Below are 16,786 nucleotides of genomic sequence, written 5' to 3'. Positions count from 1 at the left end.
ACAAAACAGGAACATTGGCGAGAGTCAAGAGCGGACGATCTTCACGTCTGTGAAGTCAATAACACCCGCGCTCGATCGCAAGCCGCCGAACCAGCGCCAGCACGCTGTCGATGGTCGGCGTCGGTTGGCCGGTCAGGCGGCCGAGCTCCTGAACGGCGGTGACCAGCGCATCGATCTCCATCGGACGGCCGCGTTCGAGATCCTGCAGCATCGAGGTCTTGTGCTCGCCGACATCCCCGGCCCCCTTGATGCGCCGGTCGACAGGGATGAGGAAGCGCACGCCGAGTCGCTCGCCGATCGCCTGCGCCTCCAGCATCATGGCGCGGGCGACGGCGCGTGTGGCGTCGTCAGCGACGATGGCCGCAAGCGTGCTGCCGGTGAGCGCCGAGATCGGATTGAAGGAAAGATTGCCCCAGAGTTTCACCCAGATCTCCGAGCGGATGTCCTCGCGCACCGGCGCCTGCAGCCCGGCCTTGACCATTTCGCGGGCAAGCGCGGTCACGCGCTGGCTCTTTTCGCCCGAAGGCTCGCCCAGGGAAAAGCGCGTGCCTTCGACATGGCGGATAAGGCCCGGCGCATCGACCTCGACAGCGGGATAGACGACGGAGCCGATGACACGTTCCGGCCCGATGCGCTGCCAGATCGTGCCGCCCGGATCGACCGCGTCGAGCCGTGTGCCTTCGAGTGCGCCGCCCGCCTTGTGGAAATACCACCAGGGCACGCCGTTCTGCATGGTGACGACGGCTGTCCCCTCGCCCAGGAGCGGCGCGATCTCGCCCAGCGCCGGGGCCAGCGAATGCGCCTTCAGCGCCAGCACGACATAATCCTGCACGCCGAGTTCCTCCGCGCGGGAGGCAGCTCTGACCTGCGTCACCGTTTCCTTGCCGTCCTCGATCAGCCGCAGGCCGTTGGCCTTGATCGCTTCGAGATGCGCGCCGCGCGCCATGATCGACAGATCGACAGAACCGGAGATCGCCAGCTTCGCGGCGAGGTAGCCGCCGATCGCGCCGGCGCCAAAGACTGTAACACGCATCAGCCGAGCCCGAGCTTGGCCGCCAGCCCGATGCGCTGCAGCTTGCCCGTCGCGCCCTTTGGGATCTCGTCGAGGATCACCACCTTGCGCGGCACCTTGAAGTCGGCGAGCCGGGTCGATGCAAAGCCACGGATATCGGCCTCGCTGGCGCTCTGGCCTTCGCGCAGCACGACAGCGGACGCCACCTCTTCGCCCAGCTTGTCATGCGGCATAGCGAAGGTGACGACCTGCGCCACCGCCGGATGATCCATCAGCACCTCGTCGACCTCGAGCGGTGAAATCTTTTCGCCGCCGCGATTGATGATCTCTTTCAGCCGGCCCGTGACGCGCAGGTAATTGTCCTCGTCGAGCACGCCCTGGTCGCCGGTGTGGAACCAGCCATGCGCGAAGGCGCTTGCATTGGCGTCCGGGTTCTTCTCGTAGCCTGCGGTGACGTTCGGGCCGCGAATGACGATCTCGCCGATCTCGCCGGCTTTGAGCAGCCGCCCGTCCGGCGCCATGACGGCGACTTCCGGCCCGGCCGACGCACCGACGCTGCCAGGCTTGCGCAATCCAGGCGGCAGCCGATTGGACGCCATCTGATGCGCGGCCTCCGTCATGCCGTAGGCCTCGATCACCGGACAGCCGAAGGTCTTCTCCAACTCGGCCATGACCTGCGCCGGCAATGACGCCGAGGAAGAGCGGATGAAGCGCAGCTTCGCCTCGGCGAGCTGCTCGGGATTGCGGGCGGCCCGCGGCAGGATCGCCTGATGCATTGTGGGCACGGCGGTATACCAGCTGGGCCTGGCCTCGGAGAGCCACGGGAAGAAACGCAGCGCGTTGAAGCCGGGCGTGCAGAAGACGCTGCCGCCGGCGGCGAGCGAGGAGAGCACCGCCGCGATCAGGCCATGGATATGGAACAGCGGCATGATGTTGAGGCAGCGGTCGGCCGGCGTCAGGCCGAGCGTCGCGCCGATATGCGCGGCCGAAGCGGCGAGATTGGCGTGGCTGAGCGGCACGAGTTTTGGGCGCGACGTGGTGCCTGAGGTGTGGAGGAGAAGCGCGACATCGCCATCTGCGGCCAGACCTGATGCGACTGGTGGTCCGACGGGATCGCCCTCGATCGCGAAGACACCGGAGGGCGCGCCTTCCGGCACCACGAGCCGTAGCACCGGAATGCCGAGGCGCTCGGCGACTTCGACCGAGGGACCTGCCTCATCCTTGCCGACAAGGATCGCCTTGACGCCGATATCGGTCAGGTAGAAATCGAGCTCGTCGGACCGGTAGGCCGGGTTGAGCGGCGCGGTGGACGCGGCCGCCGCCACGGCGATGAAGGCCGTGGCCATTTCCGGACCATTCGGCAGCACGATAGCAACGCGGTCTCCCCGGCCGATGCCGAGCGCGTTGAGCCGCGCCACGGTATCGCGGATCAGGCGGCGCAAGCCGCCATGCGAGAGCGCTGCCCGTTCGGGTGCGGCGATGGCCGGCGCGTCATCGGCGCCGGGCGCAAGACGATGGGCAAGATCGGTGGCGTTTTCGCTGTTTGTCATGGTTCCAGACTATGTTTCGAACGATCGGCTTATGTCCAGCGCCGCTCAATATCCGAGCGCCAGCCCGTCCTTGCGCGGATCGGATGCGCCGGTCAGCGTGCCCTTTTCCCAGTCGATCAGCACCGCCTGCCCGCCGCCCAGCGGGTGGTCGGGCTCGACCACCTTGTGGCCGAGCCGGCGCAGGCCTTCGATCGTCTCGGCGCGCACGCTTCGCTCGGCCTCGACGACGTCGTGGTTGTAGAACACCCGTGCCGCATCGATCGCCTGCTGCGGGTCCATGCCGAAGTCGATCATGTTGGTCAAAAGATGCACATGGCCAAACGGCTGGTAGCCGCCGCCCATTACGCCGAAGGGCATCACAGCGCGGCCGTTCCTCGTCATCATGCCCGGCATGATCGTGTGCATCGGGCGCTTGCCGGGCGCTATCGCGTTCGGGTGCTTCCGATCGAGGCGGAAGCTCGAGCCACGGTTCTGCAGCACGACACCGGTCTTCGGGCCGACGACGCCGCTGCCGAAGGAATAATAGGTCGAGTTGATGAAGCTCACCGCGTTGCGGTCGCGGTCGACGACGCTGATATAGACGGTGTCGCTGCCCGGAAGATCGAGACGCGGCAGATGGGTCATGGCGCGTTCGGGGTCGATAGCGGCGCGCAAGCTGTCGGCATAGGTGGCGGAGAGCAGCGCCTTGACCGGCACGTCGACATGATCCTGGTCGGCGAAGAACGCATCGCGATCCTGATAGGCGAGCCGGCCGGCTTCGATCTCGAGGTGCAGGCGCGCGGCACCCCCGGGATCGAGCGTACCGAGGTCGAAGCCCGAAAGCAGGTTCAGCATCAGAAGCGCGGTCAGGCCCTGGTTGTTGGGCGGCATCTGGTGGATGCCGTAGCCGCGATAGGCGGTGCTGACCGGGGTCCGGTAATCGCCCTTCGTGGCGGCGAAATCGTCGAGCGTATGCAGCCCGCCGAGCGCGCGAAGCCGACCGACGAGGTCCTCCGCGACCGCGCCTTCGTAGAAACCGGCGCGGCCTTTTTTCGCGATGATGCGCAAGGTCTCCGCCAGCTCAGGCTGGCGGTGGACATCGCCAGCTTTCGGCGGCTTGCCGCCGGGCAGGAAGATGCGCGTTGCCACCTCGTCCGCCGACAGGTCGGTCTCGGGGTCCTGCCAGTCGAAGGCGACGCGGTCGTGCACGACATAGCCTTCTTCCGCGTAACGGATGGCCGGAGCGAGCGCGTCGGCCAAACCCTTGCGGCCATGATCTTCCACCAGCCGGCACCAGGCGTCGACGGCGCCCGGGATAGTGACCGCGTGCGGACCCTGCTTCGGAAGCTCGCTAAATCCCTTGTCCAGATACCAGTCGACCGTCGCGGCCTTTGGAGCACGGCCCGAGCCGTTGAAGGCAAGCACGTTCCCGTCCCCCTTCGGGCAATAGAGGACAAAGCAGTCGCCGCCGATGCCGGTCGACTGCGGCTCGACCACGGCCTGCACCGCGGCCGCGCAAACCGCGGCGTCCATGGCGTTGCCGCCGGAGCGCAGCATGTCGATGGCCGCAAGCGTGGCGAGTGGATGCGAGGTCGCGGCCATCACCTCGGTAGTGCGGACCGGCGAGCGGCCGGGGAACTGGAAGTCACGCATTCGGTTCAAGGTATCCCTGTATCAACGTCCACGGCCGAAAAGCTGGGCGGCGGACAACAAGACGATCGATAGCACGATCAGGCAAGTCGAAATGGCGGCGATCGTCGGATCGATCTGATCACGCAGCGCATTGAACATGCGCCGCGTCAGCGTCGTGGTCTCGCCGCCGGAGATGAACAGCGACACCACCACCTCGTCGAAGGAGGTGATGAAGGCAAACAGCGCGCCGGACACGATCGAGAAGCGTATCTGCGGCATCGTCACCTGGAAGAAGGCGGAGAAGCGGCCTGCGCCGAGACTGCGCGCCACCATCTCCTGGTTCATGTCGTAGGAGCGCAGGCCCGAAAGGACTGTCAACACGACCAGCGGCAGCGCCTGCACTGTGTGCGCGATGACCAAGCCGGTCAGTGTGTTGTTGAGGCCGATGCGGGCATAGAGGAAAAAGGTGCCGATGCCGATCAGGATGACGGGGATGATCAGTGAGGCGGTGAGCAGCGCGTTGATCGCGCCGGTCAGCCGCAGTGTGCGGGCGTTGATGGCGTAGGCCGCGGCGGTGCCGAGCAGCGTTGCGACGACAGCCGTCATCACCGCAACCTTGACCGATACGACGGTGGCGTCGCGCCATTCGACCGAGCCGAAATAACTTTCATACCAGCGCAGCGACCATTCCTGCGGCGGGAACTCTAAGAGCGACGAGTCGGAAAAGGACATGATGACGATGATCACCGACGGGGCGATCAGGAACAGCATGACAAGGCCGCCGAGCGCGTAGAGCCAAAGGCGTTGCCGATGCGAGATGGGCAGGGCATTTTCCATGCTCATCGCTGACTCCATACACCGGTGGCGCGGGCGCCGAGCAGCCAGCGGAAGAGGCCGAGCAGCGCCAGCGTGACGGCGAGCAGCACGACGCCGAGGGCAGCGCCCGCACCCCAGTTGGAATAGAGGCTGGTGGTCTGCTCCATGCGCATCGCCCACATGATGACCTTGCCGCCACCCATCAGCGCCGGAGTGACGAAGAAGCCGAGGCACAGCACGAAGACGATGACCACGCCCGAGGCAAGGCCGGGCAGCGACAGCGGGAAGAAGATCTGCCGGAAGGTGGCGGCCGGGCTGGCGCCGAGATTCATACCGGCGCGCAGGCAGTCGACGTCGATGGTCTTCATCGAGGCGTAGAGCGGCAGCACGAGGAAGGGCAACATGATGTGGGTCATGCCGATCACCACGCCCGCGAAATTGTTGGCGAGCGGCAGCGGCTGGCCGATGACGCCGATATCCATCAGCCATGTGTTGACCAGTCCCTTGCGCTGCAGGATGACGAGCCAGGCATAAGTGCGCACCAGCACCGAGGTCCAGAACGGCAGGATGACGAAGATCAGGCAGACCCCGGCGGCGCGGCGCGGCAATTGCGACAGCATATAGGCCAGCGGATAGCCGAACAGCACGCAGGCGCCGGTGACGGCGAAAGCCACCTTGAAGGTGGTGACGAAGGTCTTGATGTAGGAGGCCTGCTCGAAAAAGCGCGCATAATTGGCGGCGCTGAGCTGATCACTCTCGTCGAACAGCGAAAGCCAGAACAGCCAGCCGATCGGCACGATGATGACGGCGAAGACCAGAAGCAGTCCGGGCGACAAAAGCGCGAACAGGCCACGCGCCTCCCGCCGCGCGTCGGCGCTAAGCTTATCGGCATTGAGCGCGCGGTCGGGCCTGCCGACATGGTCGAGACTGACGGATCCGATGCTCATTGGTCCGCCACCAGCACCACGTCCTGCGCATCGATGCCGAGCGTTATCGGCTCGCCCGGCGCCGGCAGTCTCGCCAACACGTCGGAGCGGCAATAGTCGCGCAAAATCACCTGCCGGCCGTCCTTGAGCGTCGCATAGCAGACGAAGCTGTCGCCTTGATAGATGACGTCGCCGACCGTTGCCGGCAGCGCATTGATGTCGCCAGTCTGTTCGCTGGCGATCAGGCGCAGCTTTTCCGGCCGCACCACCATCACGTGCCGGCCCGAGGACGGCATTGCATCCTTCATGCGCAGCTTGTTGCCTTCATGCCAGACGCCGCCATTGCGGCATTCGACCGGAATGAAGCTGGATTCGCCGATGAAGCCGGCAACGAACTTTGTTTTCGGCCTGGCGTAGAGGACTTCCGGCTGATCAATCTGCTCGATGCGCCCGGCATTCATGACGGCGACGCGGTCCGACATGGTGATCGCCTCACGCTGGTCGTGCGTGACGTAGACCGTCGTCATACCGAGCCGGCGGTGCAGGTTGCGCAGCTCGATCTGCATATGCTCGCGCAGGCTCTTGTCGAGCGCGGACAGTGGCTCATCCATCAAGACGATGCGCGGCTCGAAGACGATGGCGCGGGCCAAGGCCACACGCTGGCGCTGACCGCCGGAGAGCTGGTCGACACGCCGCTCGCCGAGGCCTTTCAACTGCACTAGGTCCAGCGCCCTCTCGACACGCTCGGCCGTTTCGGCCGTCGACACGCGGCGCTGCTTCAACGGAAAGGCGATGTTGTGGAAGACATTCATATGCGGAAACAACGCATAGTTCTGGAACACCATGCCGATGTTGCGCTTGTGCGGCGGCATGGTGATGATCTCCTCGCCGCCGACCTTGATGGAGCCGGCATTGGCCCGCACGAAGCCGGCCAGGATCATCAAGAGCGTCGTCTTTCCCGAGCCGGACGGCCCGAGCAGCGTCAGGAATTCGCCCGCCGCCACATCGAGGCTGAGATCGCTGAGGATGGAGACAGCACCGAAGCGCTTCTCGATACCGCTGATGCCTATGGGAAGCGCGGACTGCGCGAGAGACAAGAGCATCTCCTTCAACTCCGGATCTTTTTCGCGAAACGATGCGGAGCGGCATATCGGAAGCCGCTCCGACAGTTTCTTGTTACGCAATTCCGGACGGAAAAACGCTGCGCACTTTTCCTGGAATTGCTTAGCGTTACTGCTGGATCAGGTTGTTGAACTTCTCGGTCGCCTCGACGAGCGTGTCGCGCCAGAATGCGGGATCCTGCAGCACCTGCTTCTTGACGTTCTCGGGCGCGGAATTGATGTCCTTGATCCGCTCCGGCGGGATCTTGCCGGTCTCGAAAGCCTTCTCGTTGGCCGGGCCATTGTCGACATAGAGCGGCAGGTTGGCCTGGAGGTCGGGGCTGACGAATTTGGCCAGCGCCTTCATGGCGATGTCCCTGTTCTTCGAGCCCTTCGGGATGACCATGCAGTCGGCGGTGAGCACGCCTTGATCGAAGGAGAAGCTGACCGGCGCGCCTTGCTTCTTCAGCGTGCCGGCGCGGCCGTTCCAGATGCTCGCCATGTCGACCTCGCCGTCCTTGACGAGTTGCATGGCCTGCGCGCCGGAGGTCCACCAGGCATCGATATGGCCCTTGACCTTGTCGACGGATTGCAGCGCGCCGTCGATGTCGACAGGATAGACCTTGTCGATCGGAATGCCCTTGGCGAGTGCGGCGACGCTCAGGGTTTCCGTCGCCTGGCTGCCGGAGAGCGCACGGCGTCCAGGGAATTTCTCGACGTCCCAGAAGTCGGCCCAGGTCTTGGGGCCTTTGTCGCCAAACACGTCCGTGCGATAGATCAGCACGACGGAGGTGTAGGAGATGCCGACCCAGTCGTCATGCACGAGCTTCGGGTTGATGCCGGTCTTGTCGATGACATTGTAGTCGAGCTTCTCGAACAGGCCTTCCTTCGAGCCGCGCGCGCATTCGTCGGCGCCAAGCTCTGTGATGTCCCATTTGACGGCATTGCCGGTGACCTGCAGGCGCACGTCGTCGAGGCCGTTGGTGGTATCCTGCTTGATGGTGATGCCGAGTTCCTTGGCCGTCGGATCGAAGAAGGCCTTGGTCTGCGCTTCCTGATAGGTGCCGCCCCATGAGGCGACCGTGATGGTGTCGGCGGCCGAGGCCGGAACGGCGACCGTGGCCAGCAGGCCGGCGGCGGCCACGCCATAAATACAGAGTCTCTTCGTCATTTTCGCTTCTCCAACCGGTGTTCCCGTTATCGTTGATTTGGTATGCGAATTTGTATACAATTTTGAGTGTAATTTTTCGGAGGCCGATGTCAACATGGAGCATCGGGTTTTTTGGTGGTGGGGGAGCAAAGACGGTTCGGAGCGGCCGCTCGCCCGAAACGGCTTGTTCAGGCAGACGCTAAAAGGCACTAGACTGCGATTCCATGACTGACCGTTGGAGGCGGACGCTTGAGCAAGGAGAGAAAGAACACGCTGCGCGACTCGGTGTTCGAGGCGCTGAAGGCGTTGATCATCACCGGCCAGATTCCTCCAGGCGGCCGGGTGACGGAAAACGAAATCGCTGAGCGCCTGAAGGTGAGCCGCACGCCGGTGCGCGAGGCCTTCAACCGGCTGGAGCGCGACGGGCTGGTGATCGGGCGGCCGCGCCAGGGCTATTTGGTGGCCGAGTTCAACCTGACCATGTTCCGCGAGGCTTTCGATATCCGCGAATTGCTCGACGGGCGCGCGACCGAACTGGCGGCGGCCAACGCGACCGCCGCCGACAAGGCGCGGCTGCGCGAGATGCTCGCCGAATGCGAGCGACTGGCGGCGATCCCGGATCGCAGCACGCGGGAGAAATTCGAGGAGCTCCAGGTCGGCATCGACCTGCACCGGGTGATCGCCGAAATCAGCGGCAATGAGATGCTGCATGGCATGCTTTGCGGCATCCTCGACAAATGCCAGCAATATGTCTGGACGGAGCTGTTGTGGCTGGACGAATGGAAGCTCACCCGCGAGGAACATGCCGGCATCGTCGACGCGATCTGCGCTGGTGACGTCACGCTGGCCGGCGAGCGCGCCCGCGCGCATGTGCGCGGCTCGCGCGAGAACATATTGCGCCTGCTGCAGGCTAAGTCCGACTATCAGGGATACTTTGCCAAGGCGTCTTGAGCCCAGCCCCGTTCCATCAGCTTGAAAGCATGGGGCAGTTGGCGCCGCGCCGCAGGCTGACATAGGCCACGTCGCCGACGCCGAATTGAGAACCGTCGGCGCGGCGCGGCGCGTCGATGACGATCGGAGTGCCCTGCCCCAGCTCGGCATGCAGGCGCAGCGTGCGGCCGTGAAAGACGACGCCGCTGACCCGCGCGGGCGCGGTGCCTTCGCCGGCTTCACCAGCAACCAGGAGATCTTCCGGACGCACGCCGATGGTGCGCATGTCGCCGGCGGCCGGCGTCTCGCCGCTGTCGGAAGTCGCCTCCAGCGGCAAGTCGCCGGCGGCAAAGTGCAGGCGCTCGCCGTCGCGGCCGAGGAAGCGCGACTGCAACAGGTTCATCGTGCCGATGAAAGAGGCGACGAAACGCGTTGCCGGACGATCGTAGAGCATGGCCGGCGGCGCGATCTGCTCGATGCGGCCCTTGTTCATGACGACGATGCGGTCGGAGATCGACAGCGCTTCGGTCTGATCGTGCGTGACCATGACGAAGGTGGTGCCCAGCCGCGACTGCAGCCGCTTCAGCTCGACCTGCATCTGCTCGCGCAGATGCGCGTCGAGCGCCGACAGCGGCTCGTCGAGCAAAAGCACGCGCGGCTCGCAGACGATGGCGCGGGCTAAGGCGACGCGCTGGCGCTGACCGCCGGACAATTCCGAGACGCGTGCGCGCAGCTTGTCGGCGAGGCCTACCATGTCGAGCGCCTCGCGGACCCGTTTGGCCTGCTCGGCGCCGGTGAGTTTGCGCAGCGACAGGCCGAAGCCGACATTGGCCGCGACATCCATATGCGGGAACAGCGCGTAGTCCTGGAAGACCGTGTTGACCGGCCGGTCGAAGGGCCGCAGGCCGGTGATGTCGCGGCCTTCGAGCAGGACGTTGCCGCTCGACGGGCTTTCGAAGCCGGCGATGACGCGCAAGCTCGTCGTCTTGCCGCAGCCGGAGGGGCCGAGCAGGGTCAGGAACTCGCCCATGACAATGTCGAGATCGACCGTATCGAGACCGACCACACCACCCGGAAAAGCCTTCGAGACTTTGTCGAGACGAACGAGCGCGTCAGGCGCCATCGCGCACCTCGGACGGCTTCGTCGTGTTGACCCACAGGATCTGGCAGCGCTCGGCGCCGGGATTGCGGAAGGCATGCAGCAGCGTGCTCTTGAAGGCGAAGCTGTCGCCGGCTTTCAGCACATAGGTCGTGGCGTCCACCACCAGCTCGACTTCGCCGGTCATGACGAAGCCGAATTCGTGGCCGGCATGGGCGTAGGCTTCCGCCGTGCCGCCGCCGGCCTCTACGGTGACCAGCATGCCGGTAAGCGTGGCGGCGGGCGGCGACAACAACGCCTTGGCGATGCCTTCGGATTTCACCGGGATCGAGCGCCGCTTGTCGGCACGCACGCAATAGAGATCGTTGACCGCTTCATTGCCGTCCGTGATCAGCGCCGAAGGCTCGATATCGAGCGCCGCCGCCAGCGGCCAGATCACCTTGACGCGCAGCGAGGACATGCCCCGCTCGATCTGGCTGAGCGCACCGATAGAGATGCCGGCCTTGGCCGCGAGCTCGGCCAGCGACAGCTTGCGCTCGAGCCTGAGCGCACGCACGCGCCGGCCAACGCGAATATCGGCGTCGTCTTTCGGCTTTGCCGCCGCTTCGTCAAGAATGTCCATGCGTTGGTCCTTGTTGTCTTTCCACCGGTGCGGCGCAGCGCCGCCAGGCTCCCCCTTCTCCCCTGTGGGAGAAGGTGTCGCCGAAGGCGACGGATGAGGGGTGCTCCAGCGAAATGAGACGTCGGCGTTCCCTGGATCACCCCTCATCCGTCTCGGCGCTGCGCGCCGATCCACCTTCTCCCACAAGGGGAGAAGGGGGAGCTAGTCAGCCCCCGGCCTTCACCTTCTCGAACATCTTCGCCATATCGTCATTCTGCTTCATCGGCCCGGTGAAGATGGTGCTCTTCAGCATCACGTCCGGATCCGCAGGCAGCTGCAGCTTGTCCAGCTCTTCCTTCGATACCCCGGTAAACGCGGTCGAGAGCGAGCTGCCATAGCCATAGGACTGGATCAGGAACTTGCCCGAGTCGGCATCGAGCCGGCTGTTGATGAAGTCATAGGCGAGATCGACATTCTTGGCGTCCTTGAGCATGACGAAGCCGCAAGCCCAAGTCAGCATGCCTTCTTTCGGCTTCATGAACTCGACCGGCACGCCCTGCTTCTTGAGCGAGGTGGCGGACGCGTTCCAGGTCATGGCGGCGACCAGCTGGCCGCTGGCCAGCGCCTGCTCGACCGAGGTCATGTCGGTGGTGTAACTCGACAGCAGCGGTCGCTGCTCGCGCAGCTTTTCGGCCACCTTGTCCATCTGGTCCGGCGTCATGTCGAAGGGGTTCACACCCGCCAGGAGGGCCGCGACGATCGGCGTGTCGTGCACGGCGTCGATGGTCGCCATACGGCCGGCATATTGCTTGTCCCACAGAAGTTTCCAGCTCGCCTCGGGGTTCTTCACTAGGTCGGTGCGGTAGAGGATCGAGGTGTTGCCCCAATCCCACGGCACCATCCACACCTTGCCGTCGCCGGCCTGCAGGTCGGGCAGGTTCTTGAACACCGGGAAGATCGAATCCCAGTTCTTGATGCGCTTGGTGTCGATGGGCTGCAGCAGGCCTTCCTTGTTCCAGCGCGCCACCTTGTCGTAGCAGGGATGCGCGATGTCGGGCCTGAAGCCGGCCTTGACCTTGGTGAAAGCGTCGTCGTCGTCGCCGAAGATCGTCGCCTCGACGCCATCCGGATGCGCGGCAAGGAAGCTCTTGTTGAAGTCGGGCAATTCGTAGCCCGACCAGGTGAAATATTGCAACTTGTCGGCGGCAAGTGCGGCCGTCGACGACAGCGCGAGCGCCAGTGCGGCAAGGCCGGCCCGGGCTTTTTGTCCGGCGAGCGATTTCAGGTGGACTGTCATTTTCGTTCTCCTCTTCTTTGTTGTGGTTCAGGCTGGATTGCGACGCGCGGCGCCGAGGCCGCGATGACGAAGGATTTCGGCTGTGCCGGCGATAATGAAGGAGACAGTGAGGATCACCGTGCCGAGCGCCATCACGGTCGGCAGCGAACGCGGAAAGCGCAGCTGGCTCCAGATGTAGAGCGGCAGCGTGGGCTCGGTGCCGGCAAGGAAAAAGACGACGATGAACTCGTCGAAGGAAATCAGGAAGGAGAGCATGAAAGCCGACAGCACGGCGGGCAAGCTGAGCGGCAGCATGACGCGCCGGAACGTCGTCCAGTCGGAAGCGCCGAGGTCGAGCGCCGCCTCGCGGATCGTCTTCGGGATGGCAACGAAGCGGCTGCGCATCACCACGACCGTCGTCGGCAGCGCGACTAGGATGTGGCCGAGCACGATGGAAACGCGCGATGGGCCGAGGCCGATCAGATTGACCAGGATCAGCAGCGAAATGCCTGCGATGACGCCGGGGATCAGGATCGGCAGCCGGGCGATGGCGCTGATCGTAGCGGCAACCGGCGAGCGGCCGTAGAGATCCATGTAGGAAACGGTGATGCCGCAGAGCGTCGCGCCGAAGGCGGCGATGACGCCGATGACCAGGCTGTTGGCCAGGGCGCCGGAGAGCGCCGGATTGCCGTAGAGCGTGCGGTACCATTCAAGCGTAAAACCCTGCAGTGGGAATGCCGCCTGGATGGAATTGTTGAAGGAAAACAGCGGTATCAAAAGCACCGGCAGATAAAGGAAGACGAGATAGCCAAGCACATAAAGGCCGAGCCAGCGGCCGCCTGCGTTGATGTCGGCCCGGGCGCTCATGTGCGGCTGCCGAACCGGCGGTCGGCGCCGCGCGCGACCAGCACCACGCACAGGATGACCAGCATGACGCAGACCGAGAGCGCGGCGCCGAACGGCCAGTCATTGGCCTTGCCGAATTGCGACTGGATCAGCGTGCCGATCATGGTGCTGGCCGGACCGCCGACCATGGCCGGCGTGACATAGTCGCCGACCGTCGGCACGAAGACGACGAGGGCGGCGGCGAGCACGCCGGGCATTGAGTTGGGCAGCACGACGCGGCGGAACGAAGTGAAGGGTCGCGCGCCAAGATCGGAGGCGGCTTCAAGCAGCGATTTGGGGATCGTGTCCAGCGCCACGTAGATCGGCAGGATGGCGAAAGGCGCATAGGCGTGGGCGAGTGTCACCACCACCGCGGCCGGCGTGTTGAGGAAGGCGAGCGTCGGCTGCGACCAGAGGCCGGTCTCGATGAAGGCCGAATTCAGCACGCCATTATAGGCAAGCACGATCTTCCAGGCGAAGACGCGCAAAAGATAGCTGGTCCAGAACGGCAGCGTGACCAGGAAGAGCAGCAGGTTGCGGCGCCGCCCGGCATGGAAGGCGAGGTAATAGGCGACCGGATAGGCGGTAACGACGGTGGCGAGCGTCACCAGGCCGGCGATAACCAGCGAGCGCAACATCACTGTCCAGTAGAGCGGACCGGTAGCGACGGTGACGAAATTTTCGACCGTCAGGCTAACCCCGAGCAGCGAGCCGTCATTTCCCCTGAAGGCGAGGAAGAGCACCAGGCCGAGCGCGAACAGGATCAGGAAGAAGGTGACCAGCCCACCGGGCAGCAGCATGGCGAAACGGAAGACCGGCGAGATGCGGTTTTCCGGCAAGGGCCGTGTTGCGGCGATGGTCGACATCGAAGTGCCTATCGGCTCCATCGGATTTTTGAAATCGTCTGATGCTTTTTCATATTCATGAAACTGTCAAGCAGATTCGCTTGTGCGCTGCACGCATTCGGCGTCAACGCTCGAACGCGTCGAGCATGCGGTACCAGGTGATTGCCGCGGCGACGCCGACTTGGCGGAAGGCGTGGAACGGGATCGGCCGGATCGGCGACAGCGGGAAAGGCAATTGGCTGACGTCTCCGGTCGCGAGGTAATCGGCCATGCGCTTGCCGAGCGCGCTCATCAGCCCGACGCCCCTGCCCTGACAGCCGACGACCGCGAGCAGACCCTTTTCCGGCTCATGCAGATGCGGCAGGTGATCCGGCGTCAGCGCCACGCGGCCGAACCAGCGTTTCTCGATCGCGATGCCGGCAAGCGCCGGATAGAGGCGCAGCAGCGCGCGTTCGCAATGCGCCCAGTCGGCGGCGCTTGAAGGCAGCGCCATGCGGCCGCGGCCACCCAGCACCATCCGGCCATCGGGACTCCGGCGGTAATAGACGAGGATGCGGCGGGAATCGGAAACGGCCTGGCCGCCCGGCAGGATGCTTGCGGCAAGCTCGGCCGGCAGCGGCGCGGTGGCGATCTGGAAGGAATGCAGCGGCACGATCGTCTGGGCGAGGCCAGGCAGCAGTCCGTCCGTATAGGCGTTGGTGGCGAGCACGACCGCCTTGGCGCGCAAATCAGTGCCGCGTTGCGTCGAGACTCGCCAGGCGCCGGCTTCGTTGCGGAGCTTCACCACCCTTTGTTGCTCCACGATTCTGGCGCCGGCGGCCGAGGCGACGCGGGCGAGCTCGAGCGTGTAGGACAGCGGATCGATGACCCCTGCCCGGCGGTCCAGCCAGCCGCCGAGATAGCCCTTGGCGCCGGTCATCGCCGCGATCTCGGCCTGGTCGAGCAATTTGACGTCGGCGCCCCGCGAGCGCCATTGGCGATCCCGGTTCGCCGCTGCCTTCAGTGCGGTCTCGGTGTGCGCGGCCTGGATCCAGCCGTTGCGCGTGAACGGCACCGCCAGCTTCTCGTCGCGGATCACGTCGAACACGGCATCGGCCGTCGAGGCGGCGAACGCGACCAGGGCTTCGCCGCGCTCCTTGCCGAAGTGTTCGATCAGCCACTCCGGATCGTATTTGAGGCCGGGAATGACCTGGCCGCCATTGAGGCCCGAAGCGCCTTGCCCGATCGCGCCGGCATCCAGCACCTGAACGGAAAGGCCTGCGCGCGCTGCATGGAGCGCGGTCGACAGCCCCATGATGCCGCCGCCGACGATGACCGCGTCAAGCACGCCGCCGGCCGAAAGCTCAGACTGGAACGCGGTGGCCGCCAAGGGCTTTCGCCAGATCGGATCGGAAAAGGCTGCGGCCAAGAGGATCACCTACGCGCTGAAGCTTCGTGAAAATCCTATTGCCCATTTCATATATTTGAAAGAGCGCTTCGATGGGCCAGTTCGGCCGTGGCTGTGTGACAGCACATCCATGGTCATAAATGTTGCGGCCGGCGGGATAGACGTTTCCGCGAAATCGGGGAAAAGTGCCGCGCGCGAAAAATTGAGAGGAATGATGCCATGACCGATCCGACCCGCCTGCCCGCCGATGGAATTTTCGTCGGCCGCGCCAAGACCAGCGCCGCTTCCCATCCGTTGGTGGTGACGGTGCGGGAGGGCGAGGTGATCGACATCACCTCGAGCGCGGCGCCCACGGTGCGCGATCTTTGCGAGTTGAAGGATCCGGCTGATTATCTGCGCTCGGCCAAGGGCAAGGCGATCGGCGCGCTGGAAGAGATAGCGGCGAACAGCTTCGAGGCCAAGCGTGACGCCGGGAAGCCCATCCTCCTGTCGCCCGTCGACCTGCAGGCGGTGAAGGCCTCCGGCGTCACCTTTGTCGTCAGCCTGCTCGAGCGCGTCATCGAGGAACAGGCGCGCGGCTCGGCGGAGAAAGCCGACGCCATCCGCGCCGACATCGCCGGGCTGATCGGCCACGATCTGTCGAAGCTCAAGCCCGGCTCGCCGGAAGCGATGGAGATCAAGGCCAAGCTGATCTCGCGCGGCGCCTGGTCGCAATATCTCGAAGTGGGCATCGGCCCGGACGCCGAGATCTTCACCAAATGCCAGCCGATGGCTTCCGTCGGCTTCGGCGCCGATGTCGGACTACATCCAGTCTCCACCTGGAACAATCCGGAGCCGGAGATCGCCATGATCGCCGACAGTTCGGGCCGCATCGTCGGCGCCACGCTCGGCAACGACGTCAATCTGCGCGACGTCGAAGGACGCTCGGCGCTGCTGCTCGGCAAGGCCAAGGACAACAACGCCTCCGCCTCGCTCGGCCCCTTCATCCGCCTCTTCGACGAAACCTTCTCCATCGCCGACGTGAAGCGCGCCACGGTGCGGCTCAGCGTCGAGGGCGAGGACGGCTTCTCGCTGGAAGGCGCGAGCTCGATGGCGGAAATCAGCCGCTCGCCGGAGGAACTGGTCAAGGCGGCGATGGGCCCGCATCACCAATATCCCGATGGGCTGGCACTCTATCTCGGCACCATGTTCGTGCCCTCGAAGGACCGCGGCGAGAAGGGCAAGGGTTTTACGCACAAGGTCGGCGACATCGTCACCATCTCGTCGGAAAAGCTCGGCGCGCTCACCAACCGCGTGCGCCTGTCACCCGACTGTCCGCACTGGACCTACGGCGCCAGCCACCTGATGCGCGACCTCGCCAAGGCGGGTCTGATCTAACGCCGCACCAGAAGGGCGGTTGCTTGGAGGCCACCGTGCAGCGGATGGTCGATGGTGCCGCTTGCCCAACGAATATCACCGCAGCTGATGCAATCTGATGGGATTGCTGATGGCGCGCGCGCCTGTGCCAACATCCATTTGCGATGGAGGCTTGCCAGCGCCTGAAAAAGAGAATGCTCTAGACGTTCCGGTCGGCGCCGGCAGGAGATGCGGTCCAAGGT

The 16,786-nt window shown here is 64.7% G+C and carries 16 protein-coding genes; 3 read left to right on the top strand and 13 right to left on the bottom strand.

Annotated features, from left to right (window positions below; translation table 11 throughout):
- Positions 1–55 precede the first annotated feature (55 nt).
- The 7 genes from LB565_RS22775 to LB565_RS22745 all read right to left on the bottom strand — a co-directional run bounded on the left by LB565_RS22775 (position 56) and on the right by LB565_RS22745 (position 8,186).
- Positions 56–1,033 carry a 2-dehydropantoate 2-reductase gene (locus tag LB565_RS22775; protein WP_224587996.1) on the bottom strand — a complete coding sequence of 326 codons (978 nt, stop codon included), beginning with the start codon at positions 1,031–1,033 and terminating at the stop codon, positions 56–58.
- Positions 1,033–2,562 carry an acyl--CoA ligase gene (locus tag LB565_RS22770; protein ID WP_224587995.1) on the bottom strand — a complete coding sequence of 510 codons (1,530 nt, stop codon included), beginning with the start codon at positions 2,560–2,562 and terminating at the stop codon, positions 1,033–1,035. The genes LB565_RS22775 and LB565_RS22770 overlap by 1 nt, the downstream gene beginning before the upstream one ends.
- A gap of 45 nt (positions 2,563–2,607) precedes the next feature.
- Positions 2,608–4,194: a gamma-glutamyltransferase gene (gene ggt / locus LB565_RS22765; RefSeq protein WP_224587994.1), complete on the bottom strand. Its 1,587-nt coding sequence runs from the start codon at positions 4,192–4,194 to the stop codon at positions 2,608–2,610.
- Positions 4,195–4,215: 21 nt separating this feature from the next.
- Positions 4,216–5,016 carry an ABC transporter permease gene (locus LB565_RS22760; RefSeq protein WP_224587993.1) on the bottom strand — a complete coding sequence of 267 codons (801 nt, stop codon included), beginning with the start codon at positions 5,014–5,016 and terminating at the stop codon, positions 4,216–4,218.
- Entirely contained in the window at positions 5,013–5,936 is a 924-nt protein-coding gene (locus LB565_RS22755) for an ABC transporter permease (protein WP_224587992.1), read from the bottom strand. The genes LB565_RS22760 and LB565_RS22755 overlap by 4 nt, the downstream gene beginning before the upstream one ends.
- Positions 5,933–7,012 (bottom strand): ABC transporter ATP-binding protein, encoded by a 1,080-nt coding sequence (locus LB565_RS22750; protein ID WP_224587991.1) that lies wholly within the window; start codon positions 7,010–7,012, stop codon positions 5,933–5,935. The genes LB565_RS22755 and LB565_RS22750 overlap by 4 nt, the downstream gene beginning before the upstream one ends.
- A gap of 133 nt (positions 7,013–7,145) precedes the next feature.
- Positions 7,146–8,186, bottom strand: coding sequence for an ABC transporter substrate-binding protein (locus LB565_RS22745; RefSeq protein WP_224587990.1), 1,041 nt, complete (start codon positions 8,184–8,186; stop codon positions 7,146–7,148).
- Positions 8,187–8,414: 228 nt separating this feature from the next.
- On the opposite strand from LB565_RS22745, the gene LB565_RS22740 reads away from it, so the two are divergent.
- Positions 8,415–9,116, top strand: a complete 702-nt coding sequence (locus tag LB565_RS22740; protein ID WP_224587988.1) for a GntR family transcriptional regulator — start codon at positions 8,415–8,417, stop codon at positions 9,114–9,116.
- Positions 9,117–9,132: 16 nt separating this feature from the next.
- On the opposite strand, the gene LB565_RS22735 is transcribed toward LB565_RS22740, so the two are convergent.
- The 6 genes from LB565_RS22735 to LB565_RS22710 form a co-directional block, all read right to left on the bottom strand.
- Positions 9,133–10,218: an ABC transporter ATP-binding protein gene (locus LB565_RS22735; protein WP_224587986.1), complete on the bottom strand. Its 1,086-nt coding sequence runs from the start codon at positions 10,216–10,218 to the stop codon at positions 9,133–9,135.
- Positions 10,208–10,816, bottom strand: a complete 609-nt coding sequence (locus LB565_RS22730) for a cupin domain-containing protein (protein WP_224587984.1) — start codon at positions 10,814–10,816, stop codon at positions 10,208–10,210. The genes LB565_RS22735 and LB565_RS22730 overlap by 11 nt, the downstream gene beginning before the upstream one ends.
- A 205-nt stretch (positions 10,817–11,021) precedes the next feature.
- Positions 11,022–12,092, bottom strand: a complete 1,071-nt coding sequence (locus LB565_RS22725; protein WP_224587982.1) for an ABC transporter substrate-binding protein — start codon at positions 12,090–12,092, stop codon at positions 11,022–11,024.
- Between the two features lie 27 nt (positions 12,093–12,119).
- Positions 12,120–12,938 (bottom strand): ABC transporter permease, encoded by an 819-nt coding sequence (locus LB565_RS22720; RefSeq protein WP_224587980.1) that lies wholly within the window; start codon positions 12,936–12,938, stop codon positions 12,120–12,122.
- The gene (locus LB565_RS22715; RefSeq protein WP_224587978.1) at positions 12,935–13,822 is read right to left on the bottom strand and encodes an ABC transporter permease; all 888 of its coding nucleotides are present in this window, start codon (positions 13,820–13,822) and stop codon (positions 12,935–12,937) included. The genes LB565_RS22720 and LB565_RS22715 overlap by 4 nt, the downstream gene beginning before the upstream one ends.
- Positions 13,823–13,925: 103 nt before the next feature.
- On the bottom strand, positions 13,926–15,170 hold the full coding sequence (locus LB565_RS22710; RefSeq protein WP_263488602.1) for an NAD(P)/FAD-dependent oxidoreductase: 1,245 nt from the start codon (positions 15,168–15,170) through the stop codon (positions 13,926–13,928).
- Here LB565_RS22710 and LB565_RS22705 point away from each other — a divergent pair.
- The gene (locus tag LB565_RS22705; protein WP_224588041.1) at positions 15,160–15,411 is read left to right on the top strand and encodes a hypothetical protein; all 252 of its coding nucleotides are present in this window, start codon (positions 15,160–15,162) and stop codon (positions 15,409–15,411) included. The two genes, LB565_RS22710 and LB565_RS22705, sit on opposite strands and share 11 nt — an antisense overlap.
- On the top strand, positions 15,408–16,565 hold the full coding sequence (locus LB565_RS22700) for a fumarylacetoacetate hydrolase family protein (RefSeq protein WP_224587976.1): 1,158 nt from the start codon (positions 15,408–15,410) through the stop codon (positions 16,563–16,565). Before LB565_RS22705 ends, LB565_RS22700 begins: the two co-directional genes overlap by 4 nt.
- Positions 16,566–16,786 lie beyond the last annotated feature (221 nt).

This window comes from Mesorhizobium sp. CA14 (assembly GCF_020165195.1).
Taxonomy (GTDB): domain Bacteria; phylum Pseudomonadota; class Alphaproteobacteria; order Rhizobiales; family Rhizobiaceae; genus Mesorhizobium.
This window is presented reverse-complemented; position numbering and strand designations above follow the sequence as displayed.

Coding starts and splice junctions, on each gene's coding strand:
- LB565_RS22775 (WP_224587996.1), bottom strand. CDS start 1,033: ATGCGTGTTACAGTCTTTGGCGCCGGCGCGATCGGCGGCTACCTCGCC.
- LB565_RS22770 (WP_224587995.1), bottom strand. CDS start 2,562: ATGACAAACAGCGAAAACGCCACCGATCTTGCCCATCGTCTTGCGCCC.
- ggt (WP_224587994.1), bottom strand. CDS start 4,194: ATGCGTGACTTCCAGTTCCCCGGCCGCTCGCCGGTCCGCACTACCGAG.
- LB565_RS22760 (WP_224587993.1), bottom strand. CDS start 5,016: ATGAGCATGGAAAATGCCCTGCCCATCTCGCATCGGCAACGCCTTTGG.
- LB565_RS22755 (WP_224587992.1), bottom strand. CDS start 5,936: ATGAGCATCGGATCCGTCAGTCTCGACCATGTCGGCAGGCCCGACCGC.
- LB565_RS22745 (WP_224587990.1), bottom strand. CDS start 8,186: ATGACGAAGAGACTCTGTATTTATGGCGTGGCCGCCGCCGGCCTGCTG.
- LB565_RS22735 (WP_224587986.1), bottom strand. CDS start 10,218: ATGGCGCCTGACGCGCTCGTTCGTCTCGACAAAGTCTCGAAGGCTTTT.
- LB565_RS22730 (WP_224587984.1), bottom strand. CDS start 10,816: ATGGACATTCTTGACGAAGCGGCGGCAAAGCCGAAAGACGACGCCGAT.
- LB565_RS22725 (WP_224587982.1), bottom strand. CDS start 12,092: ATGACAGTCCACCTGAAATCGCTCGCCGGACAAAAAGCCCGGGCCGGC.
- LB565_RS22720 (WP_224587980.1), bottom strand. CDS start 12,938: ATGAGCGCCCGGGCCGACATCAACGCAGGCGGCCGCTGGCTCGGCCTT.
- LB565_RS22715 (WP_224587978.1), bottom strand. CDS start 13,822: ATGTCGACCATCGCCGCAACACGGCCCTTGCCGGAAAACCGCATCTCG.
- LB565_RS22700 (WP_224587976.1), top strand. CDS start 15,408: ATGACCGATCCGACCCGCCTGCCCGCCGATGGAATTTTCGTCGGCCGC.